20 protein-coding genes are annotated in these 21,616 nt (G+C 57.0%); 15 read left to right on the top strand and 5 right to left on the bottom strand.

Annotated features, from left to right (window positions below; all coding sequences use genetic code 11):
• Nucleotides 1–55 precede the first annotated feature (55 nt).
• The 7 genes from KI236_RS00425 to ftsZ all read left to right on the top strand — a co-directional run bounded on the left by KI236_RS00425 (nucleotide 56) and on the right by ftsZ (nucleotide 8,563).
• On the top strand, nucleotides 56–1,501 hold the full coding sequence (locus tag KI236_RS00425) for a UDP-N-acetylmuramoyl-L-alanyl-D-glutamate--2,6-diaminopimelate ligase (RefSeq protein ID WP_212818354.1): 1,446 nt from the start codon (nucleotides 56–58) through the stop codon (nucleotides 1,499–1,501).
• 47 nt (nucleotides 1,502–1,548) lie between these two features.
• Nucleotides 1,549–2,544: a phospho-N-acetylmuramoyl-pentapeptide-transferase gene (mraY, locus tag KI236_RS00430; RefSeq protein WP_212818356.1), complete on the top strand. Its 996-nt coding sequence runs from the start codon at nucleotides 1,549–1,551 to the stop codon at nucleotides 2,542–2,544.
• A gap of 253 nt (nucleotides 2,545–2,797) precedes the next feature.
• Nucleotides 2,798–4,036, top strand: coding sequence for a putative lipid II flippase FtsW (gene ftsW, locus KI236_RS00435; RefSeq protein WP_228738058.1), 1,239 nt, complete (start codon nucleotides 2,798–2,800; stop codon nucleotides 4,034–4,036).
• Nucleotides 4,037–4,048: 12 nt separating this feature from the next.
• The gene (gene murG / locus KI236_RS00440; RefSeq protein ID WP_212818359.1) at nucleotides 4,049–5,167 is read left to right on the top strand and encodes an undecaprenyldiphospho-muramoylpentapeptide beta-N-acetylglucosaminyltransferase; all 1,119 of its coding nucleotides are present in this window, start codon (nucleotides 4,049–4,051) and stop codon (nucleotides 5,165–5,167) included.
• A 57-nt stretch (nucleotides 5,168–5,224) separates the two neighbouring features.
• A complete protein-coding gene (gene murA / locus KI236_RS00445) occupies nucleotides 5,225–6,490 on the top strand; it encodes a UDP-N-acetylglucosamine 1-carboxyvinyltransferase (RefSeq protein ID WP_212818361.1) in 1,266 nt (421 codons plus the stop codon).
• A 77-nt stretch (nucleotides 6,491–6,567) separates the two neighbouring features.
• Nucleotides 6,568–7,251 (top strand): cell division protein FtsQ/DivIB, encoded by a 684-nt coding sequence (locus KI236_RS00450; protein ID WP_212818363.1) that lies wholly within the window; start codon nucleotides 6,568–6,570, stop codon nucleotides 7,249–7,251.
• Nucleotides 7,252–7,435: 184 nt separating this feature from the next.
• A complete protein-coding gene (gene ftsZ, locus KI236_RS00455) occupies nucleotides 7,436–8,563 on the top strand; it encodes a cell division protein FtsZ (RefSeq protein ID WP_212818365.1) in 1,128 nt (375 codons plus the stop codon).
• A gap of 630 nt (nucleotides 8,564–9,193) precedes the next feature.
• On the opposite strand, the gene KI236_RS00460 is transcribed toward ftsZ, so the two are convergent.
• The 3 genes from KI236_RS00460 to proB form a co-directional block, all read right to left on the bottom strand.
• Nucleotides 9,194–9,526: a hypothetical protein gene (locus tag KI236_RS00460; RefSeq protein WP_212818367.1), complete on the bottom strand. Its 333-nt coding sequence runs from the start codon at nucleotides 9,524–9,526 to the stop codon at nucleotides 9,194–9,196.
• A 160-nt stretch (nucleotides 9,527–9,686) separates the two neighbouring features.
• Nucleotides 9,687–10,943, bottom strand: coding sequence for a glutamate-5-semialdehyde dehydrogenase (locus KI236_RS00465; protein ID WP_212818369.1), 1,257 nt, complete (start codon nucleotides 10,941–10,943; stop codon nucleotides 9,687–9,689).
• Nucleotides 10,944–10,947: 4 nt separating this feature from the next.
• Nucleotides 10,948–11,730: a glutamate 5-kinase gene (gene proB / locus KI236_RS00470; RefSeq protein ID WP_212818371.1), complete on the bottom strand. Its 783-nt coding sequence runs from the start codon at nucleotides 11,728–11,730 to the stop codon at nucleotides 10,948–10,950.
• Nucleotides 11,731–12,014: 284 nt separating this feature from the next.
• On the opposite strand from proB, the gene spoIVB reads away from it, so the two are divergent.
• The 3 genes from spoIVB to KI236_RS00485 all read left to right on the top strand — a co-directional run bounded on the left by spoIVB (nucleotide 12,015) and on the right by KI236_RS00485 (nucleotide 13,862).
• Nucleotides 12,015–13,034, top strand: a complete 1,020-nt coding sequence (gene spoIVB, locus KI236_RS00475; protein WP_212818373.1) for a SpoIVB peptidase — start codon at nucleotides 12,015–12,017, stop codon at nucleotides 13,032–13,034.
• Between the two features lie 12 nt (nucleotides 13,035–13,046).
• Entirely contained in the window at nucleotides 13,047–13,259 is a 213-nt protein-coding gene (locus KI236_RS00480; protein WP_212818375.1) for a hypothetical protein, read from the top strand.
• Between the two features lie 117 nt (nucleotides 13,260–13,376).
• A complete protein-coding gene (locus KI236_RS00485; RefSeq protein WP_212818377.1) occupies nucleotides 13,377–13,862 on the top strand; it encodes a Crp/Fnr family transcriptional regulator in 486 nt (161 codons plus the stop codon).
• Between the two features lie 437 nt (nucleotides 13,863–14,299).
• On the opposite strand, the gene KI236_RS00490 is transcribed toward KI236_RS00485, so the two are convergent.
• Complete coding sequence (locus KI236_RS00490; RefSeq protein WP_212818378.1) at nucleotides 14,300–14,740, bottom strand: Hsp20/alpha crystallin family protein; 441 nt, start codon at nucleotides 14,738–14,740, stop codon at nucleotides 14,300–14,302.
• A 199-nt stretch (nucleotides 14,741–14,939) separates the two neighbouring features.
• Nucleotides 14,940–15,113: a FeoB-associated Cys-rich membrane protein gene (locus KI236_RS00495; protein WP_212818380.1), complete on the bottom strand. Its 174-nt coding sequence runs from the start codon at nucleotides 15,111–15,113 to the stop codon at nucleotides 14,940–14,942.
• A gap of 759 nt (nucleotides 15,114–15,872) precedes the next feature.
• On the opposite strand from KI236_RS00495, the gene KI236_RS00500 reads away from it, so the two are divergent.
• The 5 genes from KI236_RS00500 to KI236_RS00520 all read left to right on the top strand — a co-directional run bounded on the left by KI236_RS00500 (nucleotide 15,873) and on the right by KI236_RS00520 (nucleotide 21,508).
• Complete coding sequence (locus KI236_RS00500; RefSeq protein WP_212818382.1) at nucleotides 15,873–16,652, top strand: LPXTG cell wall anchor domain-containing protein; 780 nt, start codon at nucleotides 15,873–15,875, stop codon at nucleotides 16,650–16,652.
• The gene (locus tag KI236_RS00505) at nucleotides 16,645–17,190 is read left to right on the top strand and encodes a TasA family protein (RefSeq protein ID WP_212818384.1); all 546 of its coding nucleotides are present in this window, start codon (nucleotides 16,645–16,647) and stop codon (nucleotides 17,188–17,190) included. The genes KI236_RS00500 and KI236_RS00505 overlap by 8 nt, the downstream gene beginning before the upstream one ends.
• A gap of 27 nt (nucleotides 17,191–17,217) precedes the next feature.
• On the top strand, nucleotides 17,218–17,931 hold the full coding sequence (locus KI236_RS00510; protein ID WP_212818386.1) for a signal peptidase I: 714 nt from the start codon (nucleotides 17,218–17,220) through the stop codon (nucleotides 17,929–17,931).
• 215 nt (nucleotides 17,932–18,146) lie between these two features.
• Entirely contained in the window at nucleotides 18,147–19,334 is a 1,188-nt protein-coding gene (locus tag KI236_RS00515; RefSeq protein WP_212818388.1) for a TasA family protein, read from the top strand.
• Between the two features lie 161 nt (nucleotides 19,335–19,495).
• A complete protein-coding gene (locus tag KI236_RS00520) occupies nucleotides 19,496–21,508 on the top strand; it encodes a right-handed parallel beta-helix repeat-containing protein (RefSeq protein WP_212818390.1) in 2,013 nt (670 codons plus the stop codon).
• Nucleotides 21,509–21,616 lie beyond the last annotated feature (108 nt).

The following is a 21,616-nucleotide window of genomic DNA, read 5'->3' on the forward strand; positions in this document are numbered from 1 at the left end:
AGAGATGCTTTGAGCCGGAGAGGTCCTGTGGTTTTCGGTGAAAGGAGAGGACCGAGTGCGCCTGCGGGAGCTGCTGCACGGAGTGGAGGTCATCAGGCAAAATGTGCCGGAAAGCCTTGAAATTACAGGGGTTTTCTGTGATTCCAGGGAGACGGAAAAGGACAGCGTTTTTGTGGCGATCCCTGGAAACCGCTGCGACGGCGGGGACTATGCTCTTGAGGCTCTGAAAAGGGGCGCGGCGGCGGTGGCCTGCCAGGGAAAACCGCCGGAAAATCTGCCCCGGGGCGCACCGCTCATTCTGGTGCCCGATGCCCGGAAGGCCTTGGCTCACCTTGCCTGCAACTGGTACGGAAATCCCGCCAAAAGCCTGAAGCTTATAGGCGTTACGGGCACCAACGGAAAGACCACGACAACTTATCTGATAAAGCATATTTTAGAGGCGACGGGGGAGAAAACCGGGCTTATCGGCACTGTGGAAAACCGGGCCGGAGAGGAGCGTTTTCCCGCCCGGAGGACCACGCCAAACGCCCTGGAAATTCAAAAAATCCTGGGGAAAATGGTGACAAATCGGTGCAAATTCGGTGTCATGGAGGTGTCATCTCATGCGCTTTTACAGGACAGAACGGAGAACATTCCCTTCACCGTCGGGGTGTTTACCAACCTGACGGAGGACCACCTGGATTACCACAAAACTATGGAGCACTATTGCGACGCCAAGGCGAAATTGTTTCGCCATTGCCGCACGGCGGCGTGCAACGGAGACGACCCCTGGCGACAGCGGATTTTAGCCGGGTCCCGCTGCCCGGTGCTGCTGTACGGACTGGGGGAGGAAGCAGACCTCCGGGGCGAGGACATCCGGCTTTTCAGCCGGGGGGTGGAATTCACCGTCCGGGAAAACGAAAAAAGAATCCCCGTGCAGGTGGGTGTGCCGGGGCGGTTTTCGGTGTATAATACCCTGGGGGCCATGGCAGCGTGCCGGCTGCTGGGGATCTCGGCGGAGACCTGCGCCCAGGCCCTGCGGACCTTTCCCGGGGTCAAGGGCCGCATGGAGGTGGTACCCACACCGGGAAAGCCCTATACCCTCCTCATAGATTACGCCCACACACCGGACGCTCTGGAAAATGTGCTGCAAACGGCCCGGGGGTTTGCCCGGGGCCGGGTCATCGCCGTATTCGGCTGCGGCGGGGACCGGGAAAAGGAAAAGCGCCCCCGGATGGGGCAGGCGGTGGCGAGACTTGCGGACTTCGCTGTGGTCACAAGCGACAATCCCCGCACCGAGGACCCGGAGGCCATTATCCGGGACATTCTGCCGGGCATGGCAGCGGCGGCGGGGCGGTATGCGGTGGAGCCGGACCGGAGAAAAGCCATTGCTCTGGCCATGGAGCAGGGCCGGGCGGGAGATGTGATCCTCCTGTGCGGCAAAGGACACGAGACTTACCAGGAGATCGGAAACGAAACTCGCCCTATGGATGAGCGGGAGATCGTTCGGTCCCTGCTGTGAATACAGAAGAAAAAAGCCCGTGAGGGGCGAAGAGAGGAAAGAAAATTATGATCCTGCAAGTGATTTTAGCCTGCGTTATCTGCTTTGCCATTACGGCTCTGGCCGGAAAGCTGCTGATCCCGGAGTTGGTGAAGCTGAAGGCGGGGCAGAGCATCAAGGAGATCGGCCCCACCTGGCACATGACCAAGCAGGGCACGCCTACCATGGGCGGGCTTATGTTCATCATCGGCATCGGCGTCACGGTGGTGGCGCTGGGCTGGAGGGGCATGGCGCAGGGGGATTTCACCCACATCTATGTGTATCTGTTTGCCCTGGTGTTCGGCGTTATCGGCTACATTGACGACTATCAGAAGGTGAAGCACCACCACAATACCGGGCTTACGGCCATTCAGAAATTCCTTTTGCAGCTGGCGGCGGCGGTGGCCTTTTTGTGCCTGCTGCGCTATGAGGGACATCTGAGCCCCAACCTGTACATCCCGTTTTTCAACACCTATGTGGTGCTGAACTGGGTGGTGTACATGGTGCTGGCGGCCTTTATCATCGTGGGTACGGTGAACGCGGTGAACATCACCGACGGGCTGGACGGCCTGTCCTCCAGCGTCACCGTTCCTGTGGCGATTTTCTTCGCGGTGATGGGCATTGTGTGGAAGCAGTTTCCCCAGCTGGGCATCTTCGGCGGGGCTATGGTAGGGGGCCTTTTTGGCTTTTTGCTCTACAATCACTACCCGGCCAAGGTGTTTATGGGAGACACCGGATCCCTGTTTTTAGGGGGAGCGGTGGCGGCCCTGGCCTTTGCCTATGATATGCCCCTGGTGCTGATCCCCGTGGGCATCGTGTATATCTGTGAGACCCTGTCGGACATTTTGCAGGTGGGCTACTTCAAGCTGACCCACGGCAAGCGCATTTTCAAAATGGCGCCGCTGCACCATCACTTTGAGATGTGCGGGTGGAAGGAGACCAAGATCGTGGCGGTATTCACTACGGTCAGCGCCATCTTCTGTGTGCTGGCCTATCTGGGTGTGATGAATCGGTTTGCATATTAAAGGACGGATTGCCACAGCCAGTGTGCGCACTGGCTTCGCAATGACACATTGCAAGGAGTGCGGTGTGCGGGCCGATGTAGGCATCGGCCCCTACGAAGGGTTACAAGGAGTGCGGTAAAACGGGGCGTCGAGGACGCCGCCCCCTACGGAAGTGGTTGTAGGGACGGGCGCACCGGCTTCGCAATGACAGGTTTTTTGATACGCGGACATTTATGATTTTCGTTTGTAAAATAGGGGAGAGGAGGGAAAGACCATGCCCCAGACGGAAAAAAGGAAACAGCGGGGGGTATTTGCCCGGAAGCGGGTCCGGCGGGACCCGGGGCAGAGCCAGGCCCGGGGGCAGAGCCGGGGCCAGGGCGTCAGACCCTTGGCGGCGGGGCGCATGGACCTTCCGTTTTTACTCCTGACCCTGCTGCTGACCATTATGGGGCTGGTGATGCTGTTTTCCGCCAGCTTTCCCTCGGCCAACTACGAAAGCGGTGACCCGGCCTATTACTTAAAGCGGCAGGGGCTGTTTGCCCTGCTGGGTCTGGCGGCTATGCTCGCAATGGCGCGGATAGACTATCACCGACTCCGGGGTATGGCGAAAATCCTCATGTATGTGTCGGTTTTCCTGCTGGCCCTGGTGCTGGTGCCCGGGGTGGGTATCACCCAAAACCGCGCCACCCGCTGGCTGGGCAAGGCGGGCGTGCTGACCTTTCAGCCCTCTGAAATCGCGAAGCTGGCCATCATCGTTTACTTTGCCGACAGCATCTCCAAAAAGAAAAACCTTATGGAGAATTTCAAATACGGCGTTCGGCCCTATATCCTGATCCTGGGCTTTTTCGCGGGACTGATGCTGCTGGAGCCGCATCTGTCGGGCACCATTTTGATCGTGGGCACGGGAATTGTGCTGATGATCGTGGGCGGCCTTGACAAGCGCTGGATCATCGGCGGCATAAGCGGCGTGGCAGCGGTGGGCCTGATCTATGTGAAGCTGGTGGAGGCCGGGATCATCTCCTACGGCGCGGACCGCATCCGCATGTGGAAGGACCCGTGGATCGATGCCCTGGACGAGGGCTACCAGATGTGCCAGAGCCTTATCGCCATCGGCTCCGGCGGGCTCACGGGGGTGGGCCTGGGCAAGGGACGGCAGAAGTTTCTGTACCTGCCCGAGGAGCACAACGACTTTATCTTCGCCGTGGTGTGCGAGGAACTGGGACTTATCGGGGCGACGCTGGTGATGCTGGTGTTTGCGCTGCTGATCCTGCGGGGCTTTTGGATCGCCCTCCAGGCCCGGGACCGCTTCGGGGCGCTGCTGGTGGTGGGCGTTATGACCCAGATCAGCCTGCAGACCTTTTTGAACATTGCGGTGGTATCGGGACTGGTCCCGGCCACGGGCATTTCCCTGCCGTTTTTCAGCTACGGCGGCACGGCCCTGGCATTGCAGCTATTTGAAATGGGCATTGTACTGAGTGTATCCAGGCAGATCCCGGCACCCCGGGGCGGATAAGAGGAGGAAGCGATGAAAGTTATCTTTACCTGCGGCGGCACGGCGGGCCATGTGAACCCGGCCCTGGCCCTGGCGGGCTATATGCGGAAAAAGGACCCTACGGTGGAAGTCCTCTTTGTGGGAACGCCGGAGGGCATTGAGCGGGACCTGGTGGCCCAGGCGGGCTACGACTATCGGGGCATTGCCGTGGGCAGCCTGGAGAGGTCGGTGAGCTGGGAGGCCATCCGGCACAACTGCAAGAGCGCCTGGGAAATGCTGGCTCTGCGGCGCAAGACGGGAGCCATTCTCAAGGAGTTTCCCGCGGACCTGGTGGTGGGCACCGGAGGCTACGCAAGCTATCCCATGGTAAAATACGCCGCCCTGCGGGGCATCCCCACGGCGGTACACGAGGCCAACATGATCCCGGGGCTGACCACAAAAATGCTGGAAAAGCACGCCTCGCGCATTATGGTGGGCTTTGAGGAGTGCCGGGCGCTCTACAAGCACCCGGAGCGCATTGCCGTCACCGGTACCCCGGTGCGGGGAGACTTCTTTGACCTGACCCATGAGGAAGCCAAGGCGGCTTTGGGCATGGGGAAGGACGAGCCTTTGGTGGTGTCCTTCTGGGGCAGCCTGGGGGCCAGCACCATGAACGGGCAGATGCTGGACTTTTTTAAGAAGGAAAAAGAGGACGGGTATCCCTTTTACCACATCCACGCCGTAGGCGGCCGGGGCTGGGAGACTATGCAGCAGGAGATGCAGAAGGCAGGTCTCCCGGGCAGCCACAAGCTGGATGTGCGGAAGTATATTTACGATATGGCCGTGGTGATGCGGGCGGCAGACCTGGTGATCTGCCGGGCCGGGGCGTCTACCATCAGCGAGATTACGGCTCTGGCGGTGCCGACCATCATCGTGCCGTCGCCGTATGTGGCCAATAACCACCAGGAGAAGAACGCGCGGATTCTCGCCCAGCACGGGGGCGCGTGCCTCATCCGGGAGGAGGAGTCCAGCGGCGAAAAGCTCTACCGCACGGCGAGGGATATTCTGGGAAGTCCCACGCGCCTGGCCTCTATGAGCCGGGGCATGGCGGAGCTGGGCATTTTGGACGCTACGGAGCGGATATATAATACGGTGATGGAGCTGGTGAAGTAACCAACAGACCCCGGGGGGCATAGGATGGCGTACATTCTATGAAAACGGGGGAGGAATATGAGCGTCATTTTGGTGGAGGGCGGCAGAAAACTCTCCGGCGCGGTGACGGTGCAGGGGGCCAAAAACAGCGTGCTGCCCATGCTGGCGGCTACGGTGCTTTGCGCCGGCGTGTGCCGGGTGCAGGGATGCCCGAAGCTCAGCGATGTGGACACGGCGGCACAGATCATCGGACACCTGGGCGGAAGCGTTCACCGGGAGGGCGCAGACCTGGTGGTGGACACCCGGGCTCTTACCGGGTGGGAGATACCCCGGGAGCTGATGCGCCGAATGCGCTCGTCGGTGATGTTTTTGGGCGCGATTCTGGCCCGGTGCGGCCGGGCGAAATGTACTTATCCCGGGGGATGCGACTTGGGGCCCCGGCCCATAGACCTGCACCTGGCGGCCCTGAAGGCTTTGGGGGCCCGGGTGCGGGAGGAGGACGGCAACATACTCTGCCGGGGCGAGAGGCTCCGGGGCGCGGAGATCTTTCTGCGGATTCCCAGCGTGGGCGCTACGGAAAACGCCATTCTGGCGGCCTGCGGAGCGGAGGGGGTGACCACTATCTCCAACGCAGCCCGGGAGCCGGAAATCGTGGAGCTGCAGGAGTTTCTGCGGAAAATGGGCGCCTGCGTCCAGGGCGCAGGCACCGCCACCGTTGTGGTGGAGGGACGGAAAAAGCTCCACGGCTGCTCGCACAGGGTACATCCGGACCGCATTGTGGCGGCCACCTATCTGTGCGCGGCGGCGGGGACGGGCGGATGCATTTACCTGCGCCGGGCCGACTACCGGGAGCTGGCGGCGCCGCTGTGCGTGCTGCGGGAGAGCGGATGCGAAATTTGCAGCGACGGCGGAGGCATACGGCTGAAGAGCCGGGGGCGGCTGCGGGCGGTTTCGCCGGTGCGGACATCGCCGTATCCGGGGTTTCCCACGGACGACCAGGCCCTTATGATGGCGGCACTGCTCCGGAGTCAAGGGGACACGGTGTTCGTGGAGAACCTGTTCTCCAACCGCTACCGCCATGTGGAGCAGATGAAAAAGCTGGGCGCGCAGATTCAGGTCCGGGAGGCGGCGGCTATTGTAAGCGGAGTGAAAACCCTTCGGGGCGCGGCGGTGCAGGCTACGGATCTGCGGGGCGGCGCGGCACTGGTGGCGGCGGGTCTTCAGGCCGAAGGCGTGACACGGGTGGAGGAGATCCACCACATTGAGCGGGGCTACGCCGACATAGTAGCGGACTTAGCGGGCCTGGGCGCCTGCATACGAAAAGAAGATTTTTACGAAAGTTGAGGATTCCCATGGCCGGACGGAACAGGCGCAGACGCAGAAAAAGAAAGGGAAGCTTTTCCTTTTTATATAAGCTGCTGATGTTTTTTGTCATCTGCGGCGCCATTGTTGCCGCCCTGGCTGTGTTTTTCAAGGTGGATACCATCGAGGTTACCGGCAACAGCCGCTATACGGACAGCGAGATCGCCGAAAGCGGCAACATCCATGTGGGCGATAACCTATTTCTTATCAATAAATTTGGGGCGGCGGAGGAGATCACCCGGAAGCTGCCCTATATCTCCAGCGTGCGCATCAGCCGAAAGCTCCCGGATACCCTGTGCATCCAGGTGGAGGAAAACGGCGCCCTGTGCGCCTTGGAGCAGGGGGGCGAAACCTGGCTGCTCAGCAGCAGCGGCAAGCTGGTGGAAAAAACGAATACGGCGGCGGAGGCCACCCGGGTCACCGGACTGACGGCCCTGGAGCCGGAGGCGGGGAAGGCCCTGCAGGTGGATGCGGAGCAGCAGAGCGCCAAGGAGACCCTTTTGACGCTTTTGGCGGCCCTGAACAGCCGGGAGGCCCTGTCTCGGTGCCAGGAGATCCATTTGGAGGACGGCAGCTATATTACTCTGCGGTTTGACGGGAGGTTTGATGTGCTTCTTTCCTGGGATGCCGACTTCGGCTACAAGCTGGACTGCCTGCTGGCGGTGGTGGACACCAAGCTGGAGGAGAACGAGAAGGGGACCATCGACCTGACGCGAAAAGAGGTCCGGTTCGTTCCGGGATAAACTTTTTCGGGAAAATGCCGGGGAATACTTGACCGAAAAGGGAAAGTGAGATAGAATAAAATACGATATAGCAGCAGCGAAACCATTCTATAAACGGATGATACCATCGATTATACAAGGGCAGAACCTTGTTAATCGATGGCAAGACTGCCATCTCAGACAATCTGCAGCAGGAGGAAGCGACATGGCATTTGCAATGGATACAGGAGTGGAAAATGTGGTCAGCATCAAGGTCATCGGTGTTGGCGGCGGCGGAAACAATGTGGTAAACCGCATGGTCACCAGCGGCGTCAAGGGCGTTGATTTTGTGGCCGTGAATACAGATAAGCAGGCGCTGAATTCTTCTGCGGCAAGCTATAAGATCCAGATCGGTGAGAAGCTCACCGGCGGCAAGGGCGCAGGCTCCGACCCGGAGGTGGGCCGCAAGGCCGCCGAGGAGAGCCGCAATCAGCTTTCTAAAGCACTGGAAAACACCGATATGGTGTTTGTTACCGCCGGTATGGGCGGCGGCACCGGCACCGGCGCGGCTCCGGTGGTGGCCGAGAGCGCCCGGGAACAGGGCATTCTCACCGTGGGCGTTGTGACCAAGCCCTTCGGCTTTGAGGGACGCCGCCGCATGACCCAGGCCGAGCAGGGCATTGAGGAGCTGCGGGGGAAGGTGGATTCTCTGGTCATCATCCCCAACGAGCGGCTGAAGTATGCCACCGATCAGAAGATTACTTTTTCCAACGCCTTTGAAATTGCGGATGATGTGCTGCGCCAGGCGGTGGTGAGCATTTCCGACCTGATTCGGGAGACCGGATTCATTAACCTGGACTTTGCGGATGTCACCGCTGTGATGAAGGATGCAGGCCTGGCCCACATGGGCGTGGGCCGCGCCGCCGGGAAGGGTAAGGCCGAGGAGGCCGCCCGCATGGCCATTTCCAGCCCCCTGCTGGAGACCAGCATCCAGGGCGCCAAGGGCGTGCTGATCAATGTCACCGGCTCCATGGACATCGGCCTGGAGGAGGTGGAGCAGGCTGCCACCCTGGTACAGGAGGCGGTGAGCCCCGATGCGCTGACCATCTTTGGCGCCACTTTCGACGAGAATCTGGACGACGAGATCCGCGTGACCGTTATTGCTACGGGCTTTGCGGAGCCCGATGAGGTGGCGCAGATTTCAAAGCCTGTGGCCGGAAAGGCTGCCCCGGAGGCAAAGCAGCCCGCCCAGGAACCGACGGAGGGCATTACCCCGGAGGAAGAGGCGGAGCTGAAAAAGGAGCAGAGCCATTTCGACGATATTTTGAAGATCTTCGAGCGGGGTCAGAATTAAGCGCGGCAGCGGATATGTGGTAATATATGGAATATTAGAAAACGACCGGCCTGGGGCCGGTCGTTTTTGGCGTGTGGAGTCTTTGGAGTTGCGGATTGCCACAGCCAGTGTGCGCACTGGCTTCGCAATGACAGGCTTTTTGCAAGGAGTTCGGTGGTTGGTGGGCGGCGGGACACATGGGTCCCGCCCTACACGCATTTTTGTAGGGCAGGGCCCGTGTGCCCTGCCGGGAAATGCGATGATTGACGGGCGGCGGGGTGAGGGCACCCCGCCCTACGCATTTTATGGGGCGCGTAGGGGAGGAGCTCTCTTGCCCACCGTTGTGCCAACCGATTCCCGGCCACTGTCGTGGCCGCCAATCGGGGCACTTCCTCGAAATCGCCTCGCTTCCTCCGCCACCGGCGGCGCTTCGGCGATTTCCCCTCCCGCGGGCGACCGCAAGGGTCGCCCCTACGGAGGGTTACAAGCGGTGCGGTGCAAGCCCGGGTGGCGGGGTGAGGGCACCCCGCCCTACGGTGGAAATGTAGGGGCGGACGCCCCTGTCCGCCTGGTGCGGCGGGGTAAAAGCTTATCGGCTGCGATGAAAACCAACATTCCCCGTCGGCTTGGCCGGCGGGGAATGTTGGTGTATCACTTTTTCATGACGCAGACTGTAACAGCGCCGTTGGGGTACATCGTGATTAGGGATCGCTTTCCGTTTATGGTGGTATTCAGGGAAATATGATCCACCAGGTCCTCCAAATGGGTGGCATGGTACCGCGCTGTGATCTCTTCAAAGGTATCGTACTTTTGGTCGGGAATGTACTCGTCGTCATTCTCAAAAATAATGGTTATATTGGTGTAAACATGGTCCGGGTAATATTCCTTGAGAAAAGCCTGCATTTTTGAGACCCGATCGAGGCTTTCGACCTTGTAACAATAGATGCGATGGATGTCATCTTCATAAATCAATTTTGGCTCCATTGTGTCTTCCTTCCCCCGTGCGGTTCTCGTTCATTGGCAGCTTACGGTATTATTTTCTCATGCGAGGTCATTTTTGTCAATCTTTGCAGGAAAAACAGCGTAAGGAGGGGCGGGGTAGCACCCCGCCCCTACGGATGTTTGGGAGAGTTTACGGTGGCGGTCAGCGGGTTTGGCCGTTGCCGTGGATGATATATTTATAGGTGCTCAGCTCGTCCAGGCCCATGGGACCCCGGGCGTGGAGCTTTTGGGTGGAGATGCCCATTTCGCAGCCCAGGCCGAATTCGCCGCCGTCGGTGAAGCGGGTGGAGACATTGACATAAACGGCGGCACTGTCCGTTTCCTCCTCAAAGCGCCGGGCATTTTCAGCGTTTTCTGTGACGATGGCCTCGCTGTGGCCGGTGGAATGCTGCAAAATGTGGGCGATGGCGGCGTCCACGCTGCCTACCACAGCCACGGCCAGGATATAATCCAAAAACTCCGTGTCAAAATCCCGCTCGGAGGCGGGGGTGCCGGGGATGATCCGGGCCGCCGCCGGGTCCAGGCGCAGCTCCACGGGGATCTGCCCCGCCGCCCGGCGGTCATCCACCAGGGCTTTTTTCAGCATGGGCAGGAATTTTTCCGCCACGGCCCTATGGACCAGGCAGACCTCCTCGGCGTTACAGACGGAGGGACGGCTGGTTTTGGCGTTGATGATGATTTTTACAGCTTTTTCCAGGTCGGCAAATTCATCCACATAGACATGGCAGATGCCGGTGCCGGTCTCGATGCAGGGGACGGTGGCGTTTTCCACACAGGCCCGGATAAGGCCCGCGCCGCCCCGGGGAATGAGCAGGTCCACCAGACCCTTGGCCTGCATGAGCTGACGGGCGCTGTCGTGGCTGGTGTCCTCCAAAATATTGAGAATATCGGGGTTTCCGCCTGCGGCGGCGATGCCCTTCTTCAGAGCAGCGGTGATGGCCCGGGCGCTGCCGATGGCCTCCCGACCGCTGCGCAGGACGCAGACATTGCCGCTCTTAATGGCCAAGGCCGCGGCATCGGAGGTGACATTGGGACGGCTCTCATAGATGATGGCCACCAGGCCCAGAGGCACCTGCTTTTTATAGATGGTCATGCCGTTAGGGCGCTTCACCTCGCTGAGGATGCGGCCTGTGTGGTCCGGAAGCCGGGACACGGCACAAAGCCCGTCGGCCATGGCGGCGACGCGGCCTTCATCCAGCCGGAGACGGTCCAGCATCACATCGGAAATTTTGCCCCGGGCGGCTTCTACATCCCGGGCGTTGATGGCGAGAATGTCATCTGTATGCTGCCGCAGGCTCTGAGCCATGGACAGGAGCAGGCGGTTCTTATCCTCCGCCGTCAGGGTGTGCAGGCTGCTCCGGGCGGCCCGGGTGCGGCGGATGATTTCCATAGTCGTCATGGCGTTACACCTTTCTTTTCAAAAATCTTGTGCCCACGGGCTTGCCCTGGGCGATGTCGTAGAGCAGGTCGGGCTTACTGCCGTTGGCAATGACCATCTCACAGCCGGCAGAGGTGGCGATGACGGCGGCGTTGAGCTTGGTGACCATGCCGCCGGAGCCCAGGGCGGAGCCGGTGCCACCGGCCAGGGCGTAAATGTGATCGTCCACATTTTCCACGGTGGGAATGATGCGGGCATCGGGGTTTTGGTGGGGGTCGCTGTCGTAGAGACCGTCAATATCCGACAGCAGCACCAGCAGGTCTGCGCCGATGGCGGCGGCCACGATGGCGGAAAGGGTGTCATTTTCACCGATGGTGTTCTCCACGCCGATCTCGTCCGTGGCCACGGCATCGTTTTCATTGATGACCGGCAGGGCGCCCAGCTCCAGCAGGCGGGTGAGGGTGTTGCGCACATTGTGGCTGCGCTGCCCGTTTTTGATGTCCTCGCCGGTGAGCAGGAGCTGCGCCACGGTGTGATTATATTCGCCGAAGAGCTTATCGTAGGTGTAGATCAGCTCGCACTGGCCCACGGCGGCAGCGGCCTGCTTGCCGGGCATATCGGCCGGCCGACCGGGCAGGTTCAGCTTGCCCACGCCCATGCCGATGGCCCCGGAGGAGACAAGGATGATCTCGTGACCGGCGTTTTTCAGGTCGCTGAGTACCTTGCACAGCTTCTCGATGCGCTGGATGTTCAGCCGGCCCGTGGCGTGGGTCAGGGTGGATGTGCCAACTTTTACGGTGATCCTCATGGCGTAAACCTCTTTTCGGTGGGGTAAATGTATGGGAACTATTATACTGTGTCTTTCTCCGAAAAGCAAGAACCCGGTGGGGGCGGAGAGGGAGGATATATGGGATTTTTTGAGAAATATCCAAATTTATACGATTATTTTACATTATAATATAATAATATAAATCAATGAGCCGCAGAAAATCGAGACACATTCTCCTATAATTGCCGGTCATTTTTTCGCTCCGGCGGCGCAAAGTAAAGGTTGTCGTCGACGACAAAAATGAAAAAGCGAGGGGTGGCTGCATGTATGAAGCAAGAGGCAAATCCCTTTGGGGGCGCGCGGCGGCCTTGTGCGCGGCGATTTTGCTGGCGCTTACAGTCTGCGTCCGGGGCGCCTACGCCCAGGAGAAAACCGTGATCCCCTTGGGGCAGGCAGTGGGCATCAAGCTCTTTGCCGACGGCGTACTGGTGGTGGATGTGTCGGAGCTGGAGGACGGCAGGAGCCCGGCTCTGCAGTGCGGCATCCGAGAGGGCGACCTGCTTTTGACCTTTAACGGCGAAAAAATCGTTTCCACGGAGCACTTGCAGAAGCTGCTTCGGGAAAACGGCGATAAGGAGGCGCAGATGACCCTTCAGCGGGGTCAGGCGTATGAAACGGTGAACATCACCCCCGTGTGCGGCGACGACGGCAGCGTCCGCCTGGGGGCGTGGATCCGCGACAGCATGGCCGGCATCGGCACCATGACCTATTATGACCCCGAGAGCGGCAGCTTCGGCGCCCTGGGTCACGGCATTACCGATGTGGACACGGCCCAGCTTATGAGCCTGGGCTCCGGCTCCATTATGGAGACCACCGTGAAAGCGGTGAAGAAGGGCGAAAAGGGCGAGCCCGGTGAGCTGAAGGGCGACTTTTCCGTGCAGCGGGATGTGGGCACGGTGACGGTGAACAGTGACGGCGGCATCTTCGGCACCGTATCCGACGCCGATTTCCCCGCTCGGAGCCAGGCGGTGCCTGTGGCCGGTGCCGAGGAAGTGAAGCCCGGCCGTGCGGTGATCCTCTCCACCGTTTCCGGTGAGGAAATTCGAGAGTATCAGGTGGAGATCGTGAAGGTATTCCGGGATGCGGACTCCACCCGAAACCTGCTGCTGCGCATCACGGACCCGGAGCTGCTCCAGGCCACCGGCGGCATCGTCCAGGGTATGAGCGGCAGTCCCATTCTGCAAAACGGCAAGCTGGTGGGCGCCGTGACCCATGTGATGATCAACGACCCCACCCAGGGCTACGGCATTTTTGCCGAAAATATGCTGGTGCGGGCCGGATAAGGAGTGAGGCTTATGCAATCAATTTTGATCCGGGACACCACCCGGGCCCAGCGTGAACAGATCGTCCGGCAAGGCTTGGCCGCCTGCGGCAGCAGCTGTGAGGGCTGCAATGGCTGCGACAATCTGGGCGGCGGTCGGGTGGATGCCTTCTACCAGCCGTATATCGACGGTGAAAAGGAGCTGTGGGAGCTGAATGCGGAATACCGCCGGGGGCTCGTTCGGTAAAAGCGCACAAAAATGTCCCCCGCACGGGCCTTTGCGGCCTGTGCGGGGGACTTCTCCATTGACAATCCGCGCCCCGGTAGGGTACAATGGTAAAAAATGAGAAAGGGAACGGAAAAGATGATCGAAGGCAAGGAAAAAAAGTTCAAAAAAGGGCAGATCATTCTAAAGGAAAAGAGCTTTGAGCTGGCCATTTACGATGTGATGCTGGGCCGCGTGGGCGTGTACATCAATTACGGCACCCCGGAGGAGAAGCTGGTGGTGGAGATCGAAGCGGGGGACTTTTTGAATGTCATCAGCTTCCTGGAGACCCGCCCCCGGAACACCACGGCGGTGGCCCTGGAGCCCACGGTGGTGAAGATCATCAACCATGACAATTTCAGCATCTTCTTCCAGGAGAATCCGGCGAAGATCATGAGTCTTTTGGAGCATATGTCCGCCCGGATGCGTGCCCTGCAGCGAGCCTATGTGCAGGCCTGCCAAGCTCTGGAGAAATACGCCGATACGGACAAGATAAAAGAGGATAACCATGAGTGGTACGCCGAGCACAGCCACACCTATAAATTCTGGGCGGATATGTTCTTCGGCAGTGATGCGAAAAAGTGAAAGAAAGCGGGGGCCTGTCGATAGAGTGGTAGGAATTACGATAACGGTAAGGAAGGGCGTGTGAGGGAAACCCAAGAAGGGAGTCCCTTACCATTAAAATCAATGGTTTTTGAAACTTTTTTAAGGTTTCAAAAACCTGAGCAGCGTGGTAAAAATATTTTTTTGGCACGCTAAGCACCGAGGCGTTTGCCTCGGCGTTTTTTATATGGGGGACGAGTGGAGTATGTGGGACGCGGATTGCCACGACCAGTTTGCGAACTGGTCTCGCAATGACAGGGCTTTGCAAGAGGTGCGGTACAAACCCGGGCGGGCGGACAGAGGCGTCCGCCCCTACGAATTCTTTGCAATACAAATTTTTGCAATAAAAAAGGGATGCCGGTGAGGGCATCCCTATTGAGGTTTTACGCCGGGGCCATTGCCTTGGCGTGGGTCTGCGCTTATTCGATCTCCAGGCGCTTCGACTGCTTGGCCTCCTGGGTGACCTTGGGCAGGATCAGCTCCAGGACACCTTTGTCGTACTTGGCCTTGATGTTGGCGGTGTCGATGCCGGCGACATTGAAGCTGCGGCTGTAGGTGCCATAGCTGCGCTCGCAGCACAGGTACTTGCCGCGCTTATCCTTGTTCTCGTGCTCGGAATGACGCTGGGCCGAGATGGTCAGGACATCGTCGCTCAGATCCAGGTGGATATTCTCCTTCTCAAAGCCCGGCAGATCTGCGGTAATCTTGAAGTGGTCGCCCTCGTCGGTGACATCGGTACGGAAGGAGTCGGTGAAGGTCCGGCCAAAATTGGCCCAGGGATCATCGAAGAAGCTCTTTTCGACTTTCTCGATCTCGCGGAAGGGATCGAAAACACTCAGTGCATGATTACGATTCAACATGATGATGACCTCCTATATAAACGGTTTGGAATTACTTTTTCTGTTCCCCTCGGAACAATTATGATTCTACGGCGGAGGTGTGAACAAATCCAGTAATTTCTATGAACAGAATATGAATTTTAGCACTCTTGAGCGGCGAGTGCTAATTCGGCGGGAAACGAAAAACCGCGGGGGTGGCGACCCTCGCAGTTTTCCGAGTTCAGGGTTTGCTGTGGCAGCTTTTGCAGGCGCCGCAGGCACCGCAGTTGCCACCGCAGGAGTGCTTTCCCTGCTTTCGCTGGCGAATCAAATGGCGAACAATGAGAAAGATAACAGCAAGTAAGAGAAGGGAAATGACAATGGTTGATAGGTTGGCAGAAAACCAGGATAACATGGGAAAAACTCCTTTCCGTTAGATTTATTCAGACAGCCGCCACAAGGGCCTCCGGCCGGACGCCGGAGCGCAGGCAGCGGCAGTGGTCTGCCATGCAGGTCATGAAAGTAGGGAAGATCATTTCCTGCGGTTAGATTCATCTAACTGCTACGGAGTTTAGCACATCTAACCGACATTGTCAATAGGTTTTTGCAAGTTTTTTTGCAGACGGAGACGGAAATGGGGCAAAAGTGGGGGAGACGGTCAAGTTGCCGTGCTTTTGCACAAAAACGGACGGATTATTTTTATATAGCTAAATGAGAAAACGAGGACTTCCTTAAAAAAGACTTGAAATAGGAAACAAATTATTGTATAATCCATAGCGTAAAAAGGACAATGGGAAAAATAGTGTATCCATGCAGAGCAGTTGCAGGAATAGGGAGCGGGTCATTTCGGCGCTTTGATAATCGAGCTTTTTAATTGAGCGCAAAAAACCTGTGATTTCACTGGATTCCTTCAAAGAGCGATGGTATATTTTTTAAGGGTACATGAGTGAGCAGCACTTACTTAAATTATACAGAGATGTTGCGTACCGAACTGTCGATAAAGTAGGCTTACTACGATACCGGAAAGGGAAGGTGTGCGCAGGGAACCCAAGAAGGGTGTCCTGCGCTATTATCATTTGAAAACTCTTCAGCGCTTTAAGGACGGAGAGAATCTGATTGCCAAAGCCTTTGCTTTCAGCGAAGAAAGAATAATTGAAGGAGGAGTGAGTCGGAAGTGGAGCAGAAAAAGAAAACCAAGATTATTATAATTATATTGGCTGTACTCCTGGGGCTCAGCCTTTTGGTCCTGGCCGGTACCCTTATCCGCGCCAGGCTGACCGACAGCGATCCCGGCACCGTGACCGTGCCGGACAACCTGATTACCCCCGAGGAGGACACCGGAACGGAGGACACCCGGACTCCCGGCAGCGGCAGCGGCACCTCCTCCGCCCCGGCGCCCGCCCAGAGCGCCGCCGCGGCCCAAAAGGCGGCCACCATTGCCCTCTATAATAAGCACCCGGAGGACAACGCGCCCTTTACGGTGGGCAATATGTTCCCCGGCGACAGCGAGACAAAGTATTTTTGCGTGCAGGTGTCCTATCACGACAAGGTCACCGTGCATTATAAGGCCGTCGTCCGCCCGGGCTACGAGAAATTAGCCCAGGTGCTGCAGGTGCGGGTCAAGCTCCTCACCACAGGGGAGACCCTCTACGACGGCGGAATAGCGGCTATGCCCCAGAGCTTGACGCACAAGCTGGCCTCTGAAAGCTCCGTTACCCAGGAGCTATACTATGAGATCACTGCGTACTTAGACACAAGCGTGGGCAATGCATATCAGAGTCAGGACCTGATCGCCGACTTCCAGTGGTGGGTGGAGGAAACCGGCAGCCTGGACAACCCGGAAACGGGCGACGCCTTCCGGAGTATGCTGTGGGCCGTGGCCGGGGTCTGCTCCGGCGGTCTGCTCCTTCTCCTCGTGTTGCGCAGACGGAAGGAGGACGAAGCCGATGCCTGAGACCAAAACCGCTAAAAAGCTCACCGGGGGCATTATCACCATCATTATTCTTGTGATTTGCCTCTGCATCACCACCTTTGCTCTGGTATACACCTCCGTTTCCGTGGAGAACAATCGCTTCCACACAGGGGAGGTCAAAATCAATCTCAACGACGGCAAGCCCGTGATCCGGGAGCATGAGTTCCGTTTTGAGCCGGGGATGACCGTTGTAAAGAGCTTCTTCGTGGAAAACGACAGCACCTGGGATGTGTATTACCGGCTGTACCTGGACAATGTCTCCGGGGGTCTTGCCGATGTGCTGACCGTGACGGTAAAGGACGGGGACAAGGTCCTCTGCACCGGCACCGCCGGGCAGCTGACCCGGGAGAATGTCACCGCCGCAGAGGATATTCTGCCGGTGGGCCAGCGCCGGAATCTGACCGTGACCTTCCACTACCCGGAAAATAGCGGCAACGAGAGCGAGAACCTGGACCTCCTCTTTACCCTGTGCGCCGAGGCCACCCAAACCAAGAACAATCCGAATAAACTATTCCAGTGAAAAAACGATACATAAGGAGCAGCGCAAATGAAGGCATGGAAGGTTATCAGAAGCATTTTCGTGTGGCTGATGGTGGTTTTTGCCGTGGGGATGATGGTATTCACCGTCATATCCGTGTCCACCTTTGACCGGGCGGATCGGAAGCTCTTCGGCTACAAGGCGTTCATCGTCCTGTCCGACTCCATGAGCAAAACCGACTTTAATGCCGGGGATTTGGTGCTGGTCAAGGAGGTTGACCCCGCCACCCTGCAGGAGGGCGACATCATCGCCTACACCTCCCAAAACACCGCAAACTACGGGGAAACCGTCACCCATAAGATACGCAGGCTCACCACCGACGCCAGCGGCGAGCTGGGCTTTATCACCTACGGCACCACCACGGACACGGACGACGAGACCGTGGTCACCTATCCCTATGTGCTGGGCAAATACAGCAGCCACATTCCCAAGGCGGGCACCTTCTTCCAGTTCTTGAAGTCCACCCCCGGGTATATTGTGTGCATTCTGGTGCCGTTTTTGGTGCTGATTCTGCTGGAGGGCGTGCGGTGTATTCGCCTGTTCCGCAAGTACAAGGCGGAGCAGCAGGCCCAGCTGCAGGCGGAGCGGGATAAGATTGCCGCCGACCGCGCCGAGACCCAGCGGATGATGCAGGAGCTGCTGCAGATGAAGGCGCAGATGGCGCAGGAAAAGAGCACAGACGAAAAAACGGAGGATAATACCGCCGACACTACCATGTTGTAAACGCGGAGAGCCGCGAGTACATAAGGAGGTTGCGTTTATGCAAACTGCACAACTGGCAAATCCCACAATGGGGGGGGGGGTATGGACGCCCCTGTTAGTCAAAACGACTAATCGCTCTGGGGGAAATGCAAAATGACAAAGCTCCGATTTTGGCGGCATTGTTCGGAGCTTCGGTTCCCGAAATGCCGACAAAATTATAAAGGAGAAAGCAAACGATGACAAACAGCAAATCCACTAAGCGGGCATTGCTCACTAGCGTACTGGCGCTGCTCATGTGTGTGACCATGCTCGTAGGCGCCACCTTCGCGTGGTTTACCGACACCGCATCCACCGGTGTCAACAAGATCCAGGCGGGGAATCTGGATGTGGAATTGGAGTACAGCAAAGATTTCACCGAATGGAAAAAGGTGAACGATACGACTAAGGTGTTCGAGGACAGCACACTGTGGGAACCCGGTCGTACAGAGGTCGTATATCTTCGCGTCAAGAACGCAGGAACGCTTGCACTGAAGTATACGCTCGGCATTTATAACCTTTACAATAGCACCGGCAAAAATGTTTTGGGCAACAAATATAGTCTCAGCGACTATGTGAAGCTGGGCGTAGCGGAAGCCGATGCTGCATATGCAGACCGTGCGGCGGCGATCAGTGCTGTTCAAGACAGCGCCAAAACGCTTAATAGTATTGGAGACACCGGTGTTGTCGGTGCAGACCTTGCTACCAACACTACAAAGGTCTATGCAATGGTGCTTTATATGCCTACGGAAGTCGGAAACGAAGCTAACCCGAAAAATAATGATCCGTATTGGGCGGCAAAGGTTTCCTTCGGTATCAGTGTAAGCGCTACACAGGCAATGTCTGAATCGGATTCGTTTGGCAATACATACGATGAAGATGCTGCCGCCATTCTGTCTGCAATCAGCTTTTCTTCCGGAAAGCACGAAATCACCCAGAATATGCAGGCGAGCGGACGCTTTGGCGCAGTGCAGGCCGAAAGGACCGCTAAGTTTACAATCAACGCCGATGTGTATGCCGTATACACTAAGGATACAAGCGGCACTACCGGCGGAGCCATGGCTGTTTCTGCTGATGGAGACAGTAAGGTCATCATCAACGGCGGTGATTTCCGTCAGGTCAGTGTACCTGCCGACGACCCTGTATGCGATCTGATTTACGCTCTGGGCAATGCTCAAATCGAAATCAATGGCGGTACCTTCAAGGCTGTTCTTCCCGAACGCACCCTGAACTGCCTGGACGGCTCCAATGCGAAGATCACCGTTAAGGGCGGCAGCTTCTATATGTATGACCCGTCCCACCCGACCCTTGGAGACAACGAAGTTGTTGTTGCAGCAGGCTACCATGTAGTGCAGGACGGCGACTGGTATAATGTTGTTGCTGACTGACTTACGATTATAAGATTCCTAAGCCCTCTCCGCCCTCGGGCGGAGGGGCAATCCAAGGGCATAGGCGAGGGCGTATGTCTTTGGATTGCCTTGGTGTAATCACGGGAAAATCCGCGTTTACATAGAGTTATTAAAGTAGTATAATTGGGAGGAAAAACACGATGGAAAACAGCAAATCCACCAAGCGGGCATTGCTCACCAGCGTACTGGCTCTGCTCATGTGTGTGGCCATGCTCGTAGGCGCCACCTTTGCGTGGTTCACCGACACCGCAAGCACCGGTGTCAATAAGATCCAGGCGGGGAATCTGGATGTCAAGCTCGAATATGCAACCGCATGGAACGATGACGGCAGTGTTAAGACTTGGGCAGATGCCGAGGGCAAGACTCTTACTTTCAAGACCAAAGACAATAGAGCCGCCGACCAAATCCTCTGGGAGCCGGGTTGTACATACGAGCTGCCCGAGCTGCGCGTTGTCAACAACGGCAACCTGGCGCTGAAGTATAAGGTTGTCGTTTCCGGAATTCAGGGCAGCGCTAAGCTGAACGAAGTTATCGACTGGACAATGAAGCTGGACAATGCCGATTTTATTATGGGCAGCGAGCATAGTTTGGTTGCTAAGAATAATGACACCGTTGACTTTGATATCTTCACCATTTCCGGTACGATGGACAAGAACGCCGGTAACGAGTATCAGGGTCTGTCCATTGATGACATCTCCATCACCGTGTACGCCACGCAGGACGCCGTGGAGAACGACAGCTTCAGCAATACCTATGATGAAAATGCCGATATGACTCCCGATAACTTAGACAAGCTGCTTTTTGTTAATCTGACGGTTCCCGTTGCGAAGAATGCCGAGGGCAACATTATAGATACAATCATCAGCAATACTGTTGATGAAGATATTAACATTGAGAATCCGAACTTTACTTTCGCGGCTCAAATTCCCGCAGCAGCAATTGACCCGGATGCTTCGGAGCTTAAAGTTACCGTTACTCCGAAAACTGCCGCACCTGCAGGAATCTCCGTTTCCTCCGATCAGGGTGTGATGCCTTATGAGATAAAAATTGAGGGAATCAAGGCAGATAATGATGCTGTAATTCCGGTAGTTTTCTATATCGGCAAAAACTTAAAAAATGTTAAGGTATACCACAATACCACGGAACTGATCCCCAATTACGGCGGAGAAGATTGGGAAAGCTTCGGCTATAATCCCGATACCGGCTTTTTGGCGGTTTCTCCCAAGTCCTTCAGCCCCTTTACGGTGGTGTATGACGCCCCCGCTATGACCGTTGACGGCGTCGCTTATTACGATCTGACAAGCGCGGTAACTGCGGCTTCTGAGGGCAGCACCATTACTTTCTGCAAGAGCACATCAGAGTCTATGAAATTAGACCTTACCGCTCCCATGGAACTCAAAGGCATTACCTTTAAGGCGCTCTCCGGTGTGAGCATTCACGGTTTGCAGCTTGCCTCCACCAGCGCAAAAACTCGTTTGACTTTGGACGGCATCAAATTTGAAGGCATTTCCTTCACGGATCGAGTGGTAATCGGACAGGATACATCCTCCTACGGTCTGTCAAAGTGCACCGACATTACCTTCGATAACTGCAAATTCAATCTGGCTACCTCGACCGAAAAATACCCGGATGCAATCAAACGCATGGGCGCCACGGTTTCCGGTACGATTTCCGAGAAGGAAGCCGTTGCTTACATGAGCGGACTGACGGTCAAAAATTGCAAATTTACCAATGTCCGCTATGGCGTTTATGGCGGAAAAGTGCGGAATACTACCGTGGAAAACTGCACCTTCACCAATTGCTCCAGCTATGCTGTACGCTTTGAGGATGTTGCCGGCAAGTTGAATGTCATCGGCAATACTGTCAATAAGGCCGGGGGTGTTCTGTCGATCAATACCGTCGGTAACAACTATTCCACTACCGACATTCAAACCGATGTAACCATCAAGGACAATAATGCTGTCAGCATGACCTGCCGAAACGGCTATGTGTTCGTGACGGCCTACGACAATGCCAAAAAAAGCGGAAAATCCACCTATACCATCACCGGCAACAGTTGCACCTACACGCAGTCTTTTGATGAACCGCTGAATGGCTTCCGTATTAAGAGCACCTACGGTCCCAGCGTAGCCGAGTTTATTGAGAATAAATAATTATGTCCCTTTCAGTCCCCTCCGCCTATCATGGCGGAGGGGCCATCAAAGGGCATAAGCAAAGCCTTATGTCTTTTGATGGCCTTGGTGTAAACGCGGAGAGCCGCG

The organism is Vescimonas fastidiosa, assembly GCF_018326305.1.
GTDB lineage: Bacteria > Bacillota > Clostridia > Oscillospirales > Oscillospiraceae > Vescimonas > Vescimonas fastidiosa.

Coding starts and splice junctions, on each gene's coding strand:
- murG (WP_212818359.1), top strand. CDS start 4,049: ATGAAAGTTATCTTTACCTGCGGCGGCACGGCGGGCCATGTGAACCCG.
- KI236_RS00465 (WP_212818369.1), bottom strand. CDS start 10,943: ATGACGACTATGGAAATCATCCGCCGCACCCGGGCCGCCCGGAGCAGC.
- KI236_RS00480 (WP_212818375.1), top strand. CDS start 13,047: ATGCAATCAATTTTGATCCGGGACACCACCCGGGCCCAGCGTGAACAG.
- KI236_RS00520 (WP_212818390.1), top strand. CDS start 19,496: ATGGAAAACAGCAAATCCACCAAGCGGGCATTGCTCACCAGCGTACTG.
- ftsZ (WP_212818365.1), top strand. CDS start 7,436: ATGGCATTTGCAATGGATACAGGAGTGGAAAATGTGGTCAGCATCAAG.
- KI236_RS00495 (WP_212818380.1), bottom strand. CDS start 15,113: ATGTTATCCTGGTTTTCTGCCAACCTATCAACCATTGTCATTTCCCTT.
- murA (WP_212818361.1), top strand. CDS start 5,225: ATGAGCGTCATTTTGGTGGAGGGCGGCAGAAAACTCTCCGGCGCGGTG.
- KI236_RS00485 (WP_212818377.1), top strand. CDS start 13,377: ATGATCGAAGGCAAGGAAAAAAAGTTCAAAAAAGGGCAGATCATTCTA.
- mraY (WP_212818356.1), top strand. CDS start 1,549: ATGATCCTGCAAGTGATTTTAGCCTGCGTTATCTGCTTTGCCATTACG.
- KI236_RS00510 (WP_212818386.1), top strand. CDS start 17,218: ATGAAGGCATGGAAGGTTATCAGAAGCATTTTCGTGTGGCTGATGGTG.
- KI236_RS00505 (WP_212818384.1), top strand. CDS start 16,645: ATGCCTGAGACCAAAACCGCTAAAAAGCTCACCGGGGGCATTATCACC.
- spoIVB (WP_212818373.1), top strand. CDS start 12,015: ATGTATGAAGCAAGAGGCAAATCCCTTTGGGGGCGCGCGGCGGCCTTG.
- ftsW (WP_228738058.1), top strand. CDS start 2,798: ATGCCCCAGACGGAAAAAAGGAAACAGCGGGGGGTATTTGCCCGGAAG.
- KI236_RS00490 (WP_212818378.1), bottom strand. CDS start 14,740: ATGTTGAATCGTAATCATGCACTGAGTGTTTTCGATCCCTTCCGCGAG.
- proB (WP_212818371.1), bottom strand. CDS start 11,730: ATGAGGATCACCGTAAAAGTTGGCACATCCACCCTGACCCACGCCACG.
- KI236_RS00460 (WP_212818367.1), bottom strand. CDS start 9,526: ATGGAGCCAAAATTGATTTATGAAGATGACATCCATCGCATCTATTGT.
- KI236_RS00450 (WP_212818363.1), top strand. CDS start 6,568: ATGTTTTTTGTCATCTGCGGCGCCATTGTTGCCGCCCTGGCTGTGTTT.
- KI236_RS00515 (WP_212818388.1), top strand. CDS start 18,147: ATGACAAACAGCAAATCCACTAAGCGGGCATTGCTCACTAGCGTACTG.